The sequence below is a fragment of the Deltaproteobacteria bacterium genome, from assembly GCA_018668695.1.
Lineage (GTDB): Bacteria > Myxococcota > XYA12-FULL-58-9 > XYA12-FULL-58-9 > JABJBS01 > JABJBS01.
In genome coordinates, this window is sequence record JABJBS010000076.1 from 1 (window position 1) to 16,490 (window position 16,490).

Here is a 16,490-nt window from a genome sequence, read left to right on the forward strand (position 1 = left end):
AGCCGGGCCCGCTTTGAATTTCGCTGGGAAGACCAGTTCAACCTCGGGCTCGATCCAGATACGGCTCGGTCTTACCACGACGAAACCTTGCCCAAAGACAGCGCAAAAGTCGCTCACTTCTGCTCCATGTGCGGACCCAAATTCTGCTCGATGAAAATCTCCGCAGATGTTCGTAAATATGCAGAAGAAAAAGGCCTCACCAACGCACAAGCTATTGAAGAAGGCATGCGTGATAAAAGCCAAGAATTCCGGGAAGGTGGGTCTAAGATCTATGTATCTCCCGAGCCTGAGCAGAAGGCACCCGTCTCCCCTTGAAACCAGGGTCAACTGCGTCCATTGTATAGGCCACCGACTGCCCTGGGGGAACTTAACCCTCAGGGTCACAGATAGGGCTAATCAATGAGTGCAATTGTAGATATTCGAGGCGTCACCAAAGACTACCCACTGGGTAAAACAGTGGTCCAGGCCCTGCGCGGCATAGATTTACGCATCGCCCAAGGTGAATTTACGGCCATTGCCGGGCCCTCAGGCAGTGGTAAAACGACACTCTTGAACCTCATCGGCTGTGTTGACGTCCCGACGACCGGCACAGTTCTCGTCGCCGGCCAACCCATTGAAACCCTAGATGATAAAGCCAGAACAGAGCTGCGATTACGCAACCTTGGGTTTATCTTCCAGACTTTCAACCTCGTGCAGGTCTTGAATCTATTTCAGAACGTTGAATTTCCACTTCTTCTCCAAGGGGATCTGACGAAAGCTGAGCGTCGTAAGCGTGTCGAAGAAATTGTTGAAAAGGTTGGCCTCACCCCGCAAATGAAGCAGCGCCCCAACGAGCTCTCCGGCGGTCAGCGTCAGCGTGTAGCCATCGCCCGGGCACTTGTGACTCGGCCCCAAATCGTGATGGCAGATGAGCCAACCGCAAACCTGGATTCAGTCACGGGGCAAAATATCATCGACCTCATGAGACATATGAACGAAGAAGACAACACCACTTTCATCTTCTCAACCCACGACCATCGCGTCATGAAGCACGCACGCCGCATTGTGAAGCTCGAAGATGGAGTCATCTTAGACCACGGCGAAGCTGATTTAGAAAAGGCGGTCTAAGCCGTGGATACCATGTCGATTCAAATCGCAGTTAGAAATCTAATTGCACATAAATTCTCGAGCATCATCGTCGGCACCATCATCACCTTTGGTACCTTCCTGCTCGTCTTGGGCCTGGCCCTCACCGACAGTGTGAATCAATCCATGGAGCGCACCATCACGTCGAGCCTCGGCGGCAACCTTCAGGTTTATTCACAAGATGCAAAAGATGAACTCTCTCTCTACGGAGACGGCTTCATGGGTACGCCTGATTACGGTGAAATGCTGCGATTTGGAGATGCACGAGAAGTCATCGAAGCAGTCCCTGGCGTGAAAGCAATGGTACCCATGGGTTCTAGCAGTGTTATCGTCAGCAACGACGGTAATGAACTCGATTCCTGCATCAACGAGCTAAGAGATGTTGTCGATAACGGGCAACAGGAAATGCGCCAAGAGCTTATCGCAAAAATCAAGAGCATCATCGCAGATCGAGAAGCCGAAATTACCCGTGGCCGGGATGTCGCCGGAGACGTTGAACGACTCGACAAAATGCTTGAGCAAATTGAGACGATCAAGGTTGCTGGGTTCTGGGACGGTCTCGACACCAAGCCTGATGAAGTATTCTACCATCTTGATACCAATATTGCTCCATTGGGTGATGAGGGTAAAATTGGTTATTTTCGAAACCTTGGGACGGATATCACCCGCTTTTCTCAAAACTTTGATAGTTTTCAGATTACTCAGGGCACCATGGTCCCTGAAGGTGAACGAGGCTACCTCATTGCTCAGCGGGTTTACGACCAGCGGGTCAAAAACAAAGTCGCAAAAGCATTCGACAAAATTAAGGACCAACGCGACACGTTTGACAAAACAATCGAAAACGACGCGAGCCTCAAGTCGGAAGCCAAACGTCTACCCCGCCAATACCGGGGCATTACCTACGAACTAAGCACCGCCGATTCGCGCATGCTCAACGACAAACTTAAATCATTGCTACCTTCCGTTGAAGGTACACTCGACGAACGCGTCCAAGCCTTTCTCAAAGTCGACGACTCAAACTTTGATAAGCGCTACGATTTCTTCTACGAGACCATTGTCCCGATGATTAAGCTGCATTGGTTCAACGTTGGCGACACCATTACACTCAGAGCCGTAACCAAGTCTGGTTATTATAAGTCCATCAACGTAAAGCTCTGGGGAGTTTACAACTTTAAGGGACTTGAGAAGACTGACTTAGCCGGCGCTGCCAACCTCATCGACCTCATAAGCTTTCGCGAGCTTTACGGCCTGATGAGTGAGGAAATGAAAGCCGAGCTCAACAGCATCCGAGACGAAGTGAACACTCAGGACGTCGACCGAGAAAATGCAGAAGATGCTCTTTTCGGCGGAAGCGATTCACTCGAAGACGATATAGAGGACGATACCTTTAACGCTCTAGACAGCAACGAAGGTGAGCAGTTCTCACACACTTTGCTCGACACGACTTTTGATGCTGAAGATATAGACAATGGCTTGGCAATTCATGCCGCTATTATTCTCGAGCCCGGTATCGACCAACTTCAAGCTAAAACCGATATTGAAAAAGCCATTCAAGAAAATAAGCTGGGCCTTCAGGTTGTTGGATGGGAAGAGGCCTCAGGACTTATTGGCCAGTTCATCGTTGTCCTGCGAGTTGTTTTGTACATCGCCATCTTCATCATCTTTCTGGTGGCGCTTGTTATCATCAACAACTCCATGGTCATGGCGACCCTCGAACGTGTAACTGAAATCGGTACCATGCGTGCCATTGGCGCTCAGCAAAACTTCATCATGAAGCTTTTTCTCCTTGAGATTATGATTTTAGGTATCTTCTCAGGCCTGGTTGGTTCTGGCTTTGGTTTCCTAACAATCCAATGGTTAGGACAAGTAGGAATCCCTGCCCCAAGTCGGCAGTTGATTTTCCTCTTCTCAGGACCCAAACTTTTCCCGACCATTGGGTTAGAGCATATCCTCATCGGATTGGCAGTTGTTCTCTCAGTAAGCTTAATCTCCACACTTTACCCGGCACGAATTGCAACCAGAATTGAACCTGTTACCGCAATGCAGGCCAAGGAGTAGCCCATGACAATGTACTTTATCATCGCTTGGCGAAACCTGGTTCAAGCCCGCAGGCGCACCCTACTCTTATCGTTTGCCCTCGCGGCTGTCTCATTGCTTCTGGTCACAAACTTAGCTCTCTCTCGAGGCGTAAGTGATACCATGCTGCGCTCGGCGACCATGCTTGTGGCCGGACACATCAACGTTGCTGGCTTTTATAAAGCAAAGCCTCAAGATGCCTACCCCGTTGTCACTGTACGTGATGAGCTACGTGCTGCCGTCACAGAAATCATCGGTGACCGCGGCTATGTTTTAGACCGTGGCCGAGGCTGGGGGAAAATAGTAAGCGACACCACAACCATTCAAGCTGCAATGGGGTCGATTACCATCGCAGAAGAGCCCCTCCTGCGCGACAAGCTCCAACTCGCCCCTCAAAGCGACTACAAGCCCGAAGGACAAGTTAAGATACTGGGCAGTGTGGATGGACTGAGCGATGACGACACGATTATGATTTTCGCCGGTCAAGCCAAGAAATTAGAAGTGGACGTTGGCGACTCTCTAACCATCACCACCGAAACACTCCAAGGTAAAGTGAACACCCGAGACGTAACTGTCGCCGCCATAGCAAAAGATGTGGGTATTTTATCGATGTGGAACATCTTTGTGCCCAAGCAGGTTCTCAAAGATCTCTACGGTTACAACGATAATACCACGGGTGCAGTTCAGGTTTACCTCAACGAGCCACGGGACGCCGACGACATCCGTGTAGAGTTATCCGACAAGCTTCTTGAAGCCGGGTTTGACCTTATGGAATATATGCCTGCGCCATTTTGGCAAAAGTTCGAAATTGTAAGTGGTGAAGACTGGACCGGCCAGCGCCTAGATTTAACGACTTGGCGTGACGAGATCACTTTTATGACCTGGGCCGTTACCGCGATTGACTCGATATCCATTACGCTTATCGGCATCCTGCTGGTCATCATCATTGTCGGCATTATCAATACAATGTTTATTTCCGTTAGAGAGCGCACACGAGAAATCGGCAGTCTCAGAGCCATTGGTATGCGTCGACGACGTGTACTGATTATGGTTATGACGGAGGCATTCCTACTGGGGCTCTTCGCAAGCACTGCCGGTAGCCTTCTCGGGGCAGGAATTGCAAACACCTTAGACACGGTGGGAGTGCCTATTCCTGAAGGAGCGATGCGAAGTGTTTTGATGAGTGATACCCTCCACCTTGTTGTGGAGTCATCTCAGATCACATCTGCCGTCTTAACCTTTACAATCATCACGATGCTCGCGGCGCTCTTCCCTGCGACTCGAGCAGCCCGGATGCAACCCGTTACCGCCATTCAACACACCAGCTGAGGAATCCATTCTATGCGTTATCTCGTTTTAGTATCTCTCTTATTCACGGCTGGACCCGCTTTTGCGATGTCCGATGCCGAGATGACAAAACTCCTCGTTCAACTCGACAACCGCCAAAAGAACTCAGGGGACTACAAGTCCCTCGCGTTTATCGAGCAAAAAGAAAAAGGTAAAACTGACCTCGTTTACGAAGCCGTGATTTACCGGCGTGATGAACAGGACAAGCTCATGATTATGTTCACTCGCCCCAAAGCAGAAGCTGGTAAAGGATATCTACGAATCGATAAAAACCTCTTTATGTATGACCCGACCGTTGGCAAATGGGAGCGGCGCACTGAGCGCGAGCGTATCGGTGGGACCAACTCACAACGTTCTGATTTTGATGAATCCAGGTTGGCCCTAGAATTCAACCCGAAATATGTTGGTGAAGAAAAGCTGGGGAAATTTAAAGTTCACCACCTCAAGCTCGAAGCCAAAAAAGATGCCGACGTGGCCTACCCCGTTATGGAACTTTGGGTGGATGTGAAGACTTCCAATATCTTGAAGCAGCAAGAAAGAGCTTTATCCGGACGCTTGATGCGAACATCTTACTATCCAAAATGGAACAAGCTCTACAGCCAGAGCAAAGGTGAAGATATTTATTTCCCTAAAGAGATTCGGATTTTTGATGAGATAGAAAAAGGAAAGAGTACTTTAGTGGTCATGCGTAAAGTTGACTTACGAGCGCTCGACGCCAATATCTTCACCAAAGCTTGGCTTGAATCAAAGAGCCGCTAGGAAACCATCTCATGTTGCGTGTCCGTTTCTTTTTACTCACTGCAGGGCTGGTAGCCACCACCTTTTCAACTGCCTACGCCGACGAACCAAGCCGGGATGACGATGTCTTCGATGAGGAAAGCCGTGAAGACGATATGTTCGGGGGCGGAGAAGACTCCGATTCGGATGCTGAAGCCAGACTCGACAATAAACTCGAAGAAAAAGATGACCTCACTCAGATAGGTGGTTTTCTTTATCTACAACTCAATTATTCAACCTACGAGGAGGGTGAGCCTGCAGACTATGCCCTACAAAGCCCCGCGCTCTTTGACCTCTATATGGATAGCCGACCGACCGAACGAATTCGTGCCTATGCGCGAGGCCGTATCGTACAACAACTAACAGCAGGGAGTTCGGCTTTCGATTCGTTTGACTTTGACTTCGCTGATTCACAACCCGCTTCAAACACTCAAGCATCGCTCGACCAGCTTTGGCTAAAGTTTGATATTGCTCGCACGGTTTACGTGACCGTTGGTAAGCAACCTGTTCGTTGGGGAACGGGACGATTCTGGAACCCTACCGACTTTCTCCAGGCTCAAGTTCGCGACCCGCTGGCAGTATTCGATACCCGCCAGGGAGTCTCCCTTCTCAAGCTTCACATGCCATTCGAAGAATTGGGTTGGAATCTTTACGGAGCCATCAACCTCCAGGAACTCGCCACGCCGCGAGATATTGCGGGCGCACTTCGAGCTGAGTTCCTATTCGACACCACCGAAATATCTCTGAGTGCAGCCGCTAGAAATGCCGGCTTGAAACAATTTGGTCTGGATTTCTCTACAGCGTTTTTCGATCTCGATGTTCGCGGCGAAGTCGCAGTAAGCAACAAAGTTCAGACTGCGTTTTTTGAAGGTACACTGAGCGATGACTTCGCAGAATCTATGTTGAATGCAGAATACGACATCGGAGAATTCCCAACGCTCGTTGGACGTAAAAATGACTGGATTGTGCAAGCGGTCTTCGGAGCCGAGCTTGCTATAAAATACTCCGACGAGGACAGTCTTATATTGGGACTCGAATACTTCTTCAACGATGCAGGATACGACGACTCATCGATTTACCCTTGGTTGATTGCCGTCGCCTCCCCCGACATCCAAGCCTCTCTCAATAGCATCAATTACGGCGATGGTAGACTCTCCAACTTTGATACGGCTTCCTCTTTCAAGCCTCTGTATCTCGGCCGCCATTACCTAGCTCTCTCCGCCATCCTCATGGCTCCGGGCAGCTGGAACAACACAACATTGGTATTTAGCGGCCTTTGTAATCTGAGCGACAAGTCATTGATTGTGCGCGGCGACTATCGAATCCGGGTACTTACTCAGCTTGATTTAGGTGCCTACATCACCGTTCACACCGGTAAGACCGGAGAGTTTCGAATGGATATACCAGTGTCCAATGATGCAGAGGGAGTAGCTTTGGCTGCCCAACTGGTTGATATAGGTGCCAGTTTACGTGTGTCTTTCTAACCTATTGGCTCAATATTGCTCTAACTATGTGACCTACATCACATCTAGAGCCCTTTCTGATCCTCGCTTCCCGCAAAATTGAAAAAAACAGTTGTAGACCTGGGTTCGTGTATGTTCCTGTAGTCTGTGAGTTTGGCCTATGGGGGGACTGACTCACTGGTTTTAGGGGTCCTTTCCGTTTGGAGCTGTTCGAATGACGGATGACAGTCGTACACAAGTGTTGAAACGCCAACTTCGAGTTGAACTCGAAGCGACGCACCAACGTCAGCAAAGCGCGCTCTTGCACCTTGCGCAGCTACCGGCAAACAGTGAGATGAGCCTCATCGACATGTACCGCTCGGTGACAAGAACAGCATCTCATGTCCTCAAGTGTGAGCGAGCGAGTGTTTGGTTTTTTAACGAGGAACATTCAGAACTCGTTTGCATGGATCACTACAGCAGTCCCGAAAACGCTCACAGTCAAGAGCCCAATTGGGTACGTGAAGACTTCCCAAACTATTTTGTAACGCTAGAGACCAGCCGTGTTCTGGTCATTCACAACACCGACGCTCATAGCAATCTGCCTGGCTTTATTAGCAACTACTTACAGCCAAGTAATATTGGCGCAGTTATCCACGCTCCCATTTGGAGACGAGGCCGACCCGTAGGTGTTGTACGTCTCGAGCATCCGGGCAGCGAGCGAAGCTGGGAGCTCAATGAAGAAAGCTTTGCCAGCTCGCTTGCGGATATGATCAACCTCTTGATGGAGCACCACGACCTCCGCGAAACGGAACGGCAGCTTCGCCGCAGCCGGGACCGCTACCAACTTGCCGCCTCCGGAGTCAATGACGGCATTTGGGATTTACATATCAAGTCGCAAGAACTTTACCTTTCTTCACGGGCCCAAGAGGTGCTTGGCATTATCGATTCCGAATCGGAAACCGGACCCGAAATAAATATGCTCGCGCTTTCAAACCGCGTTCATCCCGAAGATGTCCAAGGCGTTCGCGAAGCCTTGATGGCCCACCTAGAAGGCCAGACGCAGCATTTCGAAGCAGAGTGCAGAGTTGAGTATTCTAAGAACCAATATCGATGGGTCTTATGTCGCGGCGTTATCGAATTTTCTCGCCGCGGCAATGCCAAACGGATGGCGGGATCCATATCCGATATCTCGGCACGTAAAGCCTCAGAAGCCGTTCTAGTACATGAAGCCACTCACGATGCCTTAACCGGATTACCCAATCGCCGGCTTTTTCTGAAACGATTAAATGAAACGCTCATGCAGGAAAGCACAACAGGAGGATCAGCAGTATTCTTCCTGGATGTGGACCGGTTCAAAATGGTGAATGATAGCTTCGGTCATCACGCAGGAGACGAGCTTCTTAAAGTCATATCGGTTCGACTCCACCAGTGTTTGCGGGGTACTGATATTCTGGCCCGGTTAAGTGGAGATGAATTTGGAATTCTCCTTACTCCCGTTGCCAATAAAAAAGAAGCTACGCGTATGGCTGAAAATATCCGTGCTGCTTTCAGTGAGCCTATCCATCTGGGAGACCAGATGATTTACACCTCTCTGAGTATTGGCATCGCCATGAGCAGTAAAACCAAGCATGTGGCAGGTAGCTTGATGCGCGATGCGGATATTGCACTCTACAAGGCCAAGAGCGACTCTCGAGGAACCTTTGCCGTCTTTGACCGCGCTATGCACAGAGCAGCAAAGGCGAAGATGCAATTGGATACCAACTTACGAACGGCTGTGAAAAAAGGACAATTCGATTTGGCTCTACAGCCAATTTACAATGTTCATACTGAAATGCTTCATAGCTTTGAAGCACTCATTCGCTGGAAAGATTCCAAAGGGAAGTTTGTACCACCCGCGGAGTTTATTCCCTTGGCGGAAGAAACCGGACTCATTCAAGACATCGGTGCCTGGGTACTCCAAGAAGCATGTGAACAACTCTCACGAATTCGTCAGAAGAATAAGCAGCTCGGCAAAGTGCGGATGGCTGTTAATGTTTCGCCTAAACAACTTCTTCAACCAGGCTTTGTTGCCTTCGTTCGCTCATGCCTAAAGAACAATTCTCTTTTGGGCTCAGACCTATGCATTGAAATCACCGAATCCGTATTGATCGATGACCCCAAATGGATTCACGAACAGTTCAATGAGCTACGAGAGATAGGCGTTAAGATACACTTGGATGATTTTGGTACCGGCTATTCTTCACTGAGTGCGCTGCATGACTTCCCGCTTGATAGCGTGAAAGTGGACCGTTCATTCATTGCACGGCTGGGCGAGGATGACGACAGCACGGAAGTTGTGAATGCCATTATTCGCGTGGCTCGCTCATTGGATCTGAAGGTGATTGCTGAAGGTGTGGAAACACTGGCTCAGCTTACCACCATCAAAGCTTTAGGGTGCGATTATGGACAAGGTTTTTTACTGGCCAGGCCTACCGACCCAGCCATCTTGCCCGACCACCCAACCATTCACCAGCTTCAACCGGCTGGCTAGAATCACTCAAAGACACACGTTGGCTGCAAGTAGAGATCATCAAACCGGTGGTAATTGGTGCATGACCCTGTAGTACCAGAGAAGCCGATAAATCCGCCCTTAAAATTTAGGTCTGGAACCTCACCAGAAATAAGTGGTGAGCCGTCCATCATCACCTCGACGTTATTCGCCTGAATACTCACAACAACTTCATGCCACATATTGTCTTCCAAGGTCGGCATCGTTTCATAGATATGATGGGTCGCGTTGTCGCCATTGAGCATGATGCCTACGTGGTTAACCGTAGTCGGATCAAAACCATTGTACCAAGTGTCAAACTCAATATGAAACGACTCTGTTTTACAGGTTCCCTCGGTACAAACGGTGCCGGCAGGACAATCCGTTGTCACGCTGCATGCTCCGCCCACATAAGAATACCCAAGGCCTCCGCCTGTTTGCGTGCTCTCTAAGAGGACTTCGAGTTCTTCGACACTGTTGGTCTTATAAACGCTCATCGCAAAACCGTCAGCTGCACAGCTACCGCTGGAACAACTGGTATCCGGAACACTGCATTGACCTGTTGAAATTTTGAAACGCATGGTGACGTTGCCCGGCTGAAGGGCCTGCCCAATATTAAAGATGGCGCCCTTCTTTCCCATTGCGTTGTCGGTCATTTCAAGCCAGCCACGAGAATCCCGGTATGCATCACGGTGCACATGCCAAACAGCCGGGTCTATTTCACTTTCAAAATCGTCCACAAGGATCCAGCCACAAATTCCCACATTAAGAGTCGAACTCCCCACACCGCCGGCCGCAGACCCCACAATTAACGAAATCGTATGGTTACCCGGGGACAAAGCAGCCGTTTCGAAACTTAGTTCGCTAAGTTCAGTCACCGTTTCTTCTTGAAGGCTGCCATCTACGTTGCTCTGCCAAACAATAGCAAAAGGACCGTCGTCGTCGGTCACACCACTGACCGTAGCCGTAAAAAGCACAGTCTCAAACTGCTCATAGCTCGTTTGGTTTGCGGGCATCGTGAAAACCACCACTGGGTCGTTCGGTTCAGGTTCAGGTTCGTCCTCTGTTGGGTCGCTGGCATCTGATGCGTCACTTGCGTCTGCGGCGTCAGTGGCATCCGCGGCATCGGCTTCATTGGGTACAGTAGCATCGGCAGCATCACTTGCTTGCGACGGGTCCGCGACCTCAACACACAAACCGTCCGCGCAAAGCATTCCTTCAGCGCAGTCACTGGCACTGCCGCAATCGGCTTCGGTTCCAGGAACCGCCCCTGAATTCGAGCAACCGGCACTCAAGACCATTAAACCCATAACAATCCAGGCGCTCATATTAGTACTTTGCATCAGTCTCCCCTTTTTCCCGCTTATCGCTAAGTTCTCTTTGCCTACGCAACACGCCGATGACAAGCCCCTAGAATTATTGTCGCGGACAGTCAGTCGGTCCAGTCTCATTATCCGCCGATAAAATGGTGGTTACTGGAGTTATTTGTTTCGAGATCAAGGGCGCGTGCTTGGCTACAGGCTCTGTAAAATTCTATCTTGCCGAAATACGCCCTACCTGGGTATGGACTGTCATATCTCAGGGGACGGGGAATCCAATGAATCAATGGGTATTGATACTTCAGGGAAGATTACTGAATTTATTAGACAATCTTCTCGAGAAGCTATTCGATTACGGTGAGCCATCACTAAGCGACGTGGTCACTCAGGCACTCGAGAGCCAGTGCCGAGAGCATTAAATGCAGCATTCTCAGTGGTACCCTGACCCAGGGTAGAGAACATTCAGCGCCGTGGTCCAAAACGGGCCGTATATTTCTCCGAAGAAGTGCCAAGCAATGAGAAAGCCACCCAGCGCCAACATCGGTTGATGCATCATCTGCTGTACCTTGCGGGCCGTTTCTTCCTTCATAAAGAGTAAAATGACACCGCTTCCATCAAGTGGCGGGAACGGCAGAAGATTAAAGACGAAGAGAATCAGATTGAGACTGAATAAAATACTCAACCCGTAAGCCAAGAATCCATACTCTCCACGAACAGCCGAAGTCACCGTAGAAAAATCAATACTCTCGGGCCGCATGAATAAATCAAATGTAATCCCTAAGTGAATTCCAATGCCCGCTACCAACACTAAAAAAAGATTGGCAGCCGGACCGGCCAGACTCATCCAACCTGCGCGGTGGGGAAATCGGTCAGCCCAACGAGTATCAAAGGGAACACTTGCCCAGCCAAGCATCCATCCACCTGTAACGAAGGTGAAGAGAGGTACCAGGACCATCCCGAATGGCTCGCGCTTAATATGAGGTCTGGGATCTAGGGTAACTTGGCCTTCATGATAACCCGTAAGGTCACCGCCAAGCATTGCGGCATAAGCATGGGCCGCCTCATGTAAGGTCGTTGATAAAAGAAATACAGGGTACCAAATCATACCCAGGCTCAAGTCATCCATAAATATGCGCTCCTATCGGCTTCTGAATCCGATACAACAAGCGATACCAGCTAGAGGTATAAAAACAAAGAATGCAAAGGTGGGTAAAATTTGGGGCAGAGAACCTGCCCCAAAATCATAGATTAAGAAGCGCTGATTTGCTGAACAACACCAAAGCCAAGTGCCTTGGCAACGGCGTCATGTGTAATGGCACCGTTGTGTACGTTAAGTCCGCGTGCGAGATGCTCGTCATCCTTCATAGCCTGCTCAGCACCTTTGTCGGCAAGTGCCTTCACAAAGGGGAGCGTGGCATTGTTCAACGCGAATGCAGAGGTTCGGGCAACAGCACCAGGCATGTTGGTTACACAGTAGTGGACTACGCCATCAACCTCATAAGTAGGCTCAGCATGCGTTGTTGGACGACTTGTCTCAAAGCAACCACCCTGATCGATGGAGATATCAACCATCACGGAACCGGGTCGCATTTTCTTCACCATTTCTTTGCTTACTAGCTTCGGCGCTGCAGCACCGGCAACGAGTACCGCACCAACAACGAGATCTGCTTCAAGAACATGGCGCTCAAGTGACTCAGCTGTGGAGTAGATAGCTTTAAGCTTATTACCGAAAGCAAACTGAAGTTCACGAAGACGCTTCACGCTGCGGTCTAAAACAACAACATCTGCTTTGAGGCCAACAGCCATTTCAGCAGCATTGGTACCTGATACGCCGCCGCCGATAATGACAACTTTCGCAGGCTCAACTCCGGGAACGCCGCCAAGAAGAACACCGGCGCCACCAGCTGCTTTTTGCAGGCAGTTTGCACCAACTTGAATAGACATACGGCCCGCTACTTCACTCATCGGCGTAAGCAATGGAAGGGATCCGTCATCTGCAGTCACAGTTTCATAAGCAATCGATGTAGCGCCTGACTGCATCAAAGCTTCTGCTTGAGCACGGTCCGCCGCAAGATGGAGGTAGGTAAAAAGAACTTGGCCCTTTTTGAGCATCGCGCATTCGTTAAGCTGCGGCTCTTTAACCTTCACAATCATCTCAGCTGCCTCAAATACTTCTTCAGCCGTCTCGACGAGGCTTGCGCCTGCAGCGGTATAATCATCATCACTGCAGCCAATGCCTTCGCCGGCGCGGCGCTGAACAACAACCTCATGACCACGTCCAACCAGCTCGCGAACGCTCGCTGGTGTGAGGCCTACGCGATATTCGTGAATCTTAATTTCCTTTGGAACACCAATCTTCATAGCTCTCTCCTTTTACGCCCGCCGGGGGGTGTCGGGCTCTCGATTTTTGATATCCCATATTACCCCTCAACAGGCTGACGTGTCCTTGCAAAGTTCACTCTAAAATGTCATCATAATGATAGAAAATTCGAACAATTAACCAAAAAGAGGCAGATTATGCCAATTTTTACCCCGGACGAGATTGACCATTCGATAATCACAGCCCTCCAAAAGGATGGTCGGCTTAGCAATGTTCAGTTGGCCCAGATGGTGAACCTCTCCGAATCGGCCTGTCTAAGACGCGTGAAAATGCTGGAAAGAAGCGGCGTCATCGACCGGTACGTGATGCTCGTCAATCAGGCAGCGAGTGGCAAACCGGATAACGTTTTCATTCAAATCACGCTCGATAGACAACAGCAGGAAGACTTCCAGCACTTTGAGAACGCGATTCGTGCGATTCCGGAAGTGATGGAGTGTTATCTCATGACCGGAACCTCAGACTACTTGGTCCGGGTCGTGGTGCGAGACACTTCAGATTATGAACGACTCCACACCAAGTACCTCACCCGCTTACCCGGCGTGGTAAGGGTACAATCAAGCTTTGCACTTCGAACGGTGACCAAGAAAACACAAATCCCGATGGATGCATCTCATTAAGTATGAAATAGGCCCCCTAGCCTATCTACAGGTTTCTATGACAAAGGATCAGAGCTGATGTCTGACAATACCCACAATGCCTTTGGCAGTCTCGATTCAGGAATACGCGGTGAATATAACTTTGAATTGATTGAACTGCTAGAAGAGGGATGGGCTCTACAAAAAGGAAATAAGCTCAAAATTTGGCAGTCGATGGGACTGATCATGCTGGTGATGCTTGCCGTTATCTACTCCCTGAGCACTATTCTTGGCATTGATCCCACTTCACCTACTGGCGACGAAGATTGGAAAGTAAGCCTCTTTTTTCAGGCAGCGGTTGGAGTAACGCTTATGCCTCTCACTGTTGGCTTATACATCATGACCATCCGGATGGCCTGCGGTGTAGATACTAAGGCAACAGAAGTATTGGGGTATTTTGAACACGCACCCAAGCTATTGGCTTGGTACTTCGTTCACATGTTTTTTACTTATGCAGGTTTTTTCGCACTTATTGTACCTGGCATCTATTTGAGCGTGGCTTACCAGCTTGCCTTACCAATCTTCATCGAAAAAAATCTGGGTATCTGGGAATCTCTTGAGGCTTCTCGTAAAGCACTCACGTCACGGTGGTTTAGTTTCGCTTACCTGCTCGTGGTGCTCACGTCCCTAGCCGCTTTAAGCCTTATGACCGTCATAGGACTGATCTGGACGTTACCATGGTACTTTTGCACCATCGGCATCTTGTACCGTCGCATATTCGGATTAGAGGAAGTAAGGCCGCAGCTTCCTGAACAAACTCAAGCGGGCACCTCTTTAAATGTACCCACCCTGCCCGACTTAAGCCGCTACGATAGACCTAAAGACGAAGAATAGGAGTCGTTACTCCTGACAATTTCCAGTTGCCTCGAAACGGTGGGGCAGTCCATCACGCATCCGTGAGCACCAAGAGCCAAATAGAGTCACCGACTGCTCACCGCTTAGGTTCCAACCATCGGTCTCAGTCTCATCAAAAGGGACTGGCTCGTTATCAACCGTAAATCCAAGACCCACTGCAGTGCTCGCATCAAAAGGCAATTCAAATGTGCACGGCACCACGCTTGCTGAAAGCTCACTTAAAGCCTGAGTAAGCTCTGCTTGATCCGCCACGGAAATATGTTGCCCATCCATCGCAGCACCGCCGGCCAAAGCCATCGCGTCCAATAAATCGGTTACACCTTCTGTACCTGGTAAACCAACAACAAACGTTTTAATACCTTGCTCACGCAGTACCAGCACCTGATTAGAGGTCCGAACGGCATCCAAGCAATTGGCTCCGTTCAGCATGCAGGTTGCACCAGGGATACAGTCACAGGTTTGCCAGTTCATTCCCATATTGCAACCAGGACCACCATCGGTCGCCAGAAGGATATAGTTCACACCGCCGGCATTGTTGGTTTGCAGCCATTCACCTGCCGTAACCAGTGCCTCATATGTGGGCGTGCCTCCGAGTGGATCCCAATTATCCATACCCGTAATAATATCAGCTGCGCTTTGAGAAGTGGGTTCCACAATGACCTGCCCTGAGCCACAAGCATCGATGCCGGCGCTGGGAAATAGCAATAAGCCAAAATCAACGACATCTTCCATTGCAGTGGTTACCGATGCGAGACCAGCTCTCATATCTGCCCAACGGGTTTCTTCATTCATGCTTCCCGAACGGTCTACGACCAACATCATCTTAGCAACCTGCCCAGCCTCTGGCTTAAGCACCATCACAAAAGAGTCGTCGCAATCGTCTTCCTCAACAGAACTCGGATCGGTCGTCTCAGGCTCAGTTGGGGTTTCATCACCCGGCTCAGTTTCTGTTCCGGTGGAAGAACTATCATCACCGGTATTGCCCTCGGTTGAGGTACCCGGGTTGGTATCGGTTGCCCCGTCACCTGTAGGTGACTGAGTTTCGGAGCAGGCTGCTAAAAATACAATGGCGGTCAAGATTGTGAGCTTCTTCATAGGCCCGGGATACGCAGCTCAGAGAAAAATTGCAACGCTCTGCGTAAACCTTCCCGCAGATCAAAATAGGTCTTACCAAAGCTCCCGGGTGGTAAAACGAAGCCGTTCGCGCATCTTTGCCGTTCGCAACTGCGGCAAAGCGTGGATTCGCTTCTCAAAGGTTTCTTTGTCCACGCCTGACCGTGAGAAAATAGCGATATGGTTCCAGGATGTCTCGTGCATGCAGTGAACTGCCCCCGCAAACCGTCGCCGGTACGCACGAGACTGCATAAAAGGCGACTGCAAAAGCTCAGCCCAATCCACACAATTGGTTACCAAGACGCCTTGGGGCGAAGTCATGGCATTGAGTTTTTTAAGCCAACGCGCGTTGAGAGGTGCGGCCCGCACAGGATCGCCATCAGCTTCTCCAAACAAATCGTCAATGACCAAATCAAAGGGTGGACCTTTGTATTTGTTTACAAATTCAATAGCATCGGCGTGTTCTAGATGGACGCCCGGTCTATTCAAACCGAAGTATTTACGCCCAAGCATGATCCTCTTGGCGTCGAGTTCCACCGCTCTAATCTCGGGGACATTATAAAACTCCCGCAGTTGATTCACCACGGCTCCCCCACCCAGTCCCAGGATAAGGGCACGTTTGATACCGTTTACCGGTGCAGCCGCAGGTGCCAGGCCCATCGGATCCCAAACGTCTCCAGTTAATATGTGCTTTGGATTGTACTGGGTATGCAGAACTCCGCCGCAATAAAGCCTGCGGGTGGCCCCGGCACTGCGCACTTCTAGGGTGCCGTCATCAGATTTCTCTTTCCACAGTACTGCCATCAGCCTCCTATACATCAACCGCTACGGCTACGCTTGGAAAAGCTAGATTTGCGATCTAGAAAAGCTATTTCAAGTCTTAAGGCGGTA

General features: G+C 49.9%; 15 protein-coding genes. 10 read left to right on the top strand and 5 right to left on the bottom strand.

Going from position 1 to position 16,490, the window contains the following annotated elements; genetic code table 11:
• The 7 genes from HOK28_04260 to HOK28_04290 all read left to right on the top strand — a co-directional run.
• On the top strand, window positions 1-315 hold a 315-nt coding region (locus HOK28_04260; protein MBT6432280.1), incomplete at its 5' end, for a phosphomethylpyrimidine synthase ThiC.
• Window positions 316-399: 84 nt separating this feature from the next.
• Window positions 400-1,107 carry an ABC transporter ATP-binding protein gene (locus HOK28_04265; protein ID MBT6432281.1) on the top strand — a complete coding sequence of 236 codons (708 nt, stop codon included), beginning with the start codon at window positions 400-402 and terminating at the stop codon, window positions 1,105-1,107.
• Window positions 1,108-1,119: 12 nt separating this feature from the next.
• Entirely contained in the window at window positions 1,120-3,183 is a 2,064-nt protein-coding gene (locus HOK28_04270; GenBank protein ID MBT6432282.1) for an ABC transporter permease, read from the top strand.
• A 3-nt stretch (window positions 3,184-3,186) separates the two neighbouring features.
• Entirely contained in the window at window positions 3,187-4,530 is a 1,344-nt protein-coding gene (locus tag HOK28_04275) for an ABC transporter permease (protein ID MBT6432283.1), read from the top strand.
• 12 nt (window positions 4,531-4,542) lie between these two features.
• Window positions 4,543-5,307 (top strand): outer membrane lipoprotein-sorting protein, encoded by a 765-nt coding sequence (locus HOK28_04280; GenBank protein ID MBT6432284.1) that lies wholly within the window; start codon window positions 4,543-4,545, stop codon window positions 5,305-5,307.
• An 11-nt stretch (window positions 5,308-5,318) separates the two neighbouring features.
• Entirely contained in the window at window positions 5,319-6,809 is a 1,491-nt protein-coding gene (locus HOK28_04285) for a hypothetical protein (GenBank protein MBT6432285.1), read from the top strand.
• Window positions 6,810-7,002: 193 nt separating this feature from the next.
• The gene (locus HOK28_04290) at window positions 7,003-9,300 is read left to right on the top strand and encodes an EAL domain-containing protein (GenBank protein MBT6432286.1); all 2,298 of its coding nucleotides are present in this window, start codon (window positions 7,003-7,005) and stop codon (window positions 9,298-9,300) included.
• 2 nt (window positions 9,301-9,302) lie between these two features.
• Here the strand turns inward: HOK28_04290 and HOK28_04295 are convergent, their stop codons facing one another.
• Window positions 9,303-10,640 (bottom strand): hypothetical protein, encoded by a 1,338-nt coding sequence (locus HOK28_04295; GenBank protein ID MBT6432287.1) that lies wholly within the window; start codon window positions 10,638-10,640, stop codon window positions 9,303-9,305.
• Between the two features lie 254 nt (window positions 10,641-10,894).
• On the opposite strand from HOK28_04295, the gene HOK28_04300 reads away from it, so the two are divergent.
• Window positions 10,895-11,035 (top strand): hypothetical protein, encoded by a 141-nt coding sequence (locus HOK28_04300; protein MBT6432288.1) that lies wholly within the window; start codon window positions 10,895-10,897, stop codon window positions 11,033-11,035.
• Window positions 11,036-11,046: 11 nt separating this feature from the next.
• On the opposite strand, the gene HOK28_04305 is transcribed toward HOK28_04300, so the two are convergent.
• Window positions 11,047-11,742, bottom strand: a complete 696-nt coding sequence (locus HOK28_04305; GenBank protein ID MBT6432289.1) for a site-2 protease family protein — start codon at window positions 11,740-11,742, stop codon at window positions 11,047-11,049.
• A 122-nt stretch (window positions 11,743-11,864) separates the two neighbouring features.
• Window positions 11,865-12,977, bottom strand: a complete 1,113-nt coding sequence (gene ald, locus HOK28_04310; protein ID MBT6432290.1) for an alanine dehydrogenase — start codon at window positions 12,975-12,977, stop codon at window positions 11,865-11,867.
• A 156-nt stretch (window positions 12,978-13,133) separates the two neighbouring features.
• Here ald and HOK28_04315 point away from each other — a divergent pair, with 156 nt between their 5' ends.
• Window positions 13,134-13,613: an Lrp/AsnC family transcriptional regulator gene (locus HOK28_04315; GenBank protein MBT6432291.1), complete on the top strand. Its 480-nt coding sequence runs from the start codon at window positions 13,134-13,136 to the stop codon at window positions 13,611-13,613.
• 57 nt (window positions 13,614-13,670) lie between these two features.
• On the top strand, window positions 13,671-14,465 hold the full coding sequence (locus tag HOK28_04320; protein ID MBT6432292.1) for a hypothetical protein: 795 nt from the start codon (window positions 13,671-13,673) through the stop codon (window positions 14,463-14,465).
• Window positions 14,466-14,471: 6 nt separating this feature from the next.
• Here HOK28_04320 and HOK28_04325 read toward each other — a convergent pair whose 3' ends face one another.
• The gene (locus tag HOK28_04325; GenBank protein MBT6432293.1) at window positions 14,472-15,563 is read right to left on the bottom strand and encodes a VWA domain-containing protein; all 1,092 of its coding nucleotides are present in this window, start codon (window positions 15,561-15,563) and stop codon (window positions 14,472-14,474) included.
• A gap of 90 nt (window positions 15,564-15,653) precedes the next feature.
• Entirely contained in the window at window positions 15,654-16,403 is a 750-nt protein-coding gene (locus HOK28_04330) for a hypothetical protein (protein MBT6432294.1), read from the bottom strand.
• Window positions 16,404-16,490: the final 87 nt, after the last annotated feature.

What these genes read in the sequence shown, in the direction of transcription:
- HOK28_04265 (MBT6432281.1), top strand. Translation starts at nt 400, where the DNA reads ATGAGTGCAATTGTAGATATTCGAGGCGTCACCAAAGACTACCCACTG.
- HOK28_04270 (MBT6432282.1), top strand. Translation starts at nt 1,120, where the DNA reads ATGTCGATTCAAATCGCAGTTAGAAATCTAATTGCACATAAATTCTCG.
- HOK28_04275 (MBT6432283.1), top strand. Translation starts at nt 3,187, where the DNA reads ATGACAATGTACTTTATCATCGCTTGGCGAAACCTGGTTCAAGCCCGC.
- HOK28_04280 (MBT6432284.1), top strand. Translation starts at nt 4,543, where the DNA reads ATGCGTTATCTCGTTTTAGTATCTCTCTTATTCACGGCTGGACCCGCT.
- HOK28_04285 (MBT6432285.1), top strand. Translation starts at nt 5,319, where the DNA reads ATGTTGCGTGTCCGTTTCTTTTTACTCACTGCAGGGCTGGTAGCCACC.
- HOK28_04290 (MBT6432286.1), top strand. Translation starts at nt 7,003, where the DNA reads ATGACGGATGACAGTCGTACACAAGTGTTGAAACGCCAACTTCGAGTT.
- HOK28_04295 (MBT6432287.1), bottom strand. Translation starts at nt 10,640, where the DNA reads ATGCAAAGTACTAATATGAGCGCCTGGATTGTTATGGGTTTAATGGTC.
- HOK28_04300 (MBT6432288.1), top strand. Translation starts at nt 10,895, where the DNA reads ATGAATCAATGGGTATTGATACTTCAGGGAAGATTACTGAATTTATTA.
- HOK28_04305 (MBT6432289.1), bottom strand. Translation starts at nt 11,742, where the DNA reads ATGGATGACTTGAGCCTGGGTATGATTTGGTACCCTGTATTTCTTTTA.
- ald (MBT6432290.1), bottom strand. Translation starts at nt 12,977, where the DNA reads ATGAAGATTGGTGTTCCAAAGGAAATTAAGATTCACGAATATCGCGTA.
- HOK28_04315 (MBT6432291.1), top strand. Translation starts at nt 13,134, where the DNA reads ATGCCAATTTTTACCCCGGACGAGATTGACCATTCGATAATCACAGCC.
- HOK28_04320 (MBT6432292.1), top strand. Translation starts at nt 13,671, where the DNA reads ATGTCTGACAATACCCACAATGCCTTTGGCAGTCTCGATTCAGGAATA.
- HOK28_04330 (MBT6432294.1), bottom strand. Translation starts at nt 16,403, where the DNA reads ATGGCAGTACTGTGGAAAGAGAAATCTGATGACGGCACCCTAGAAGTG.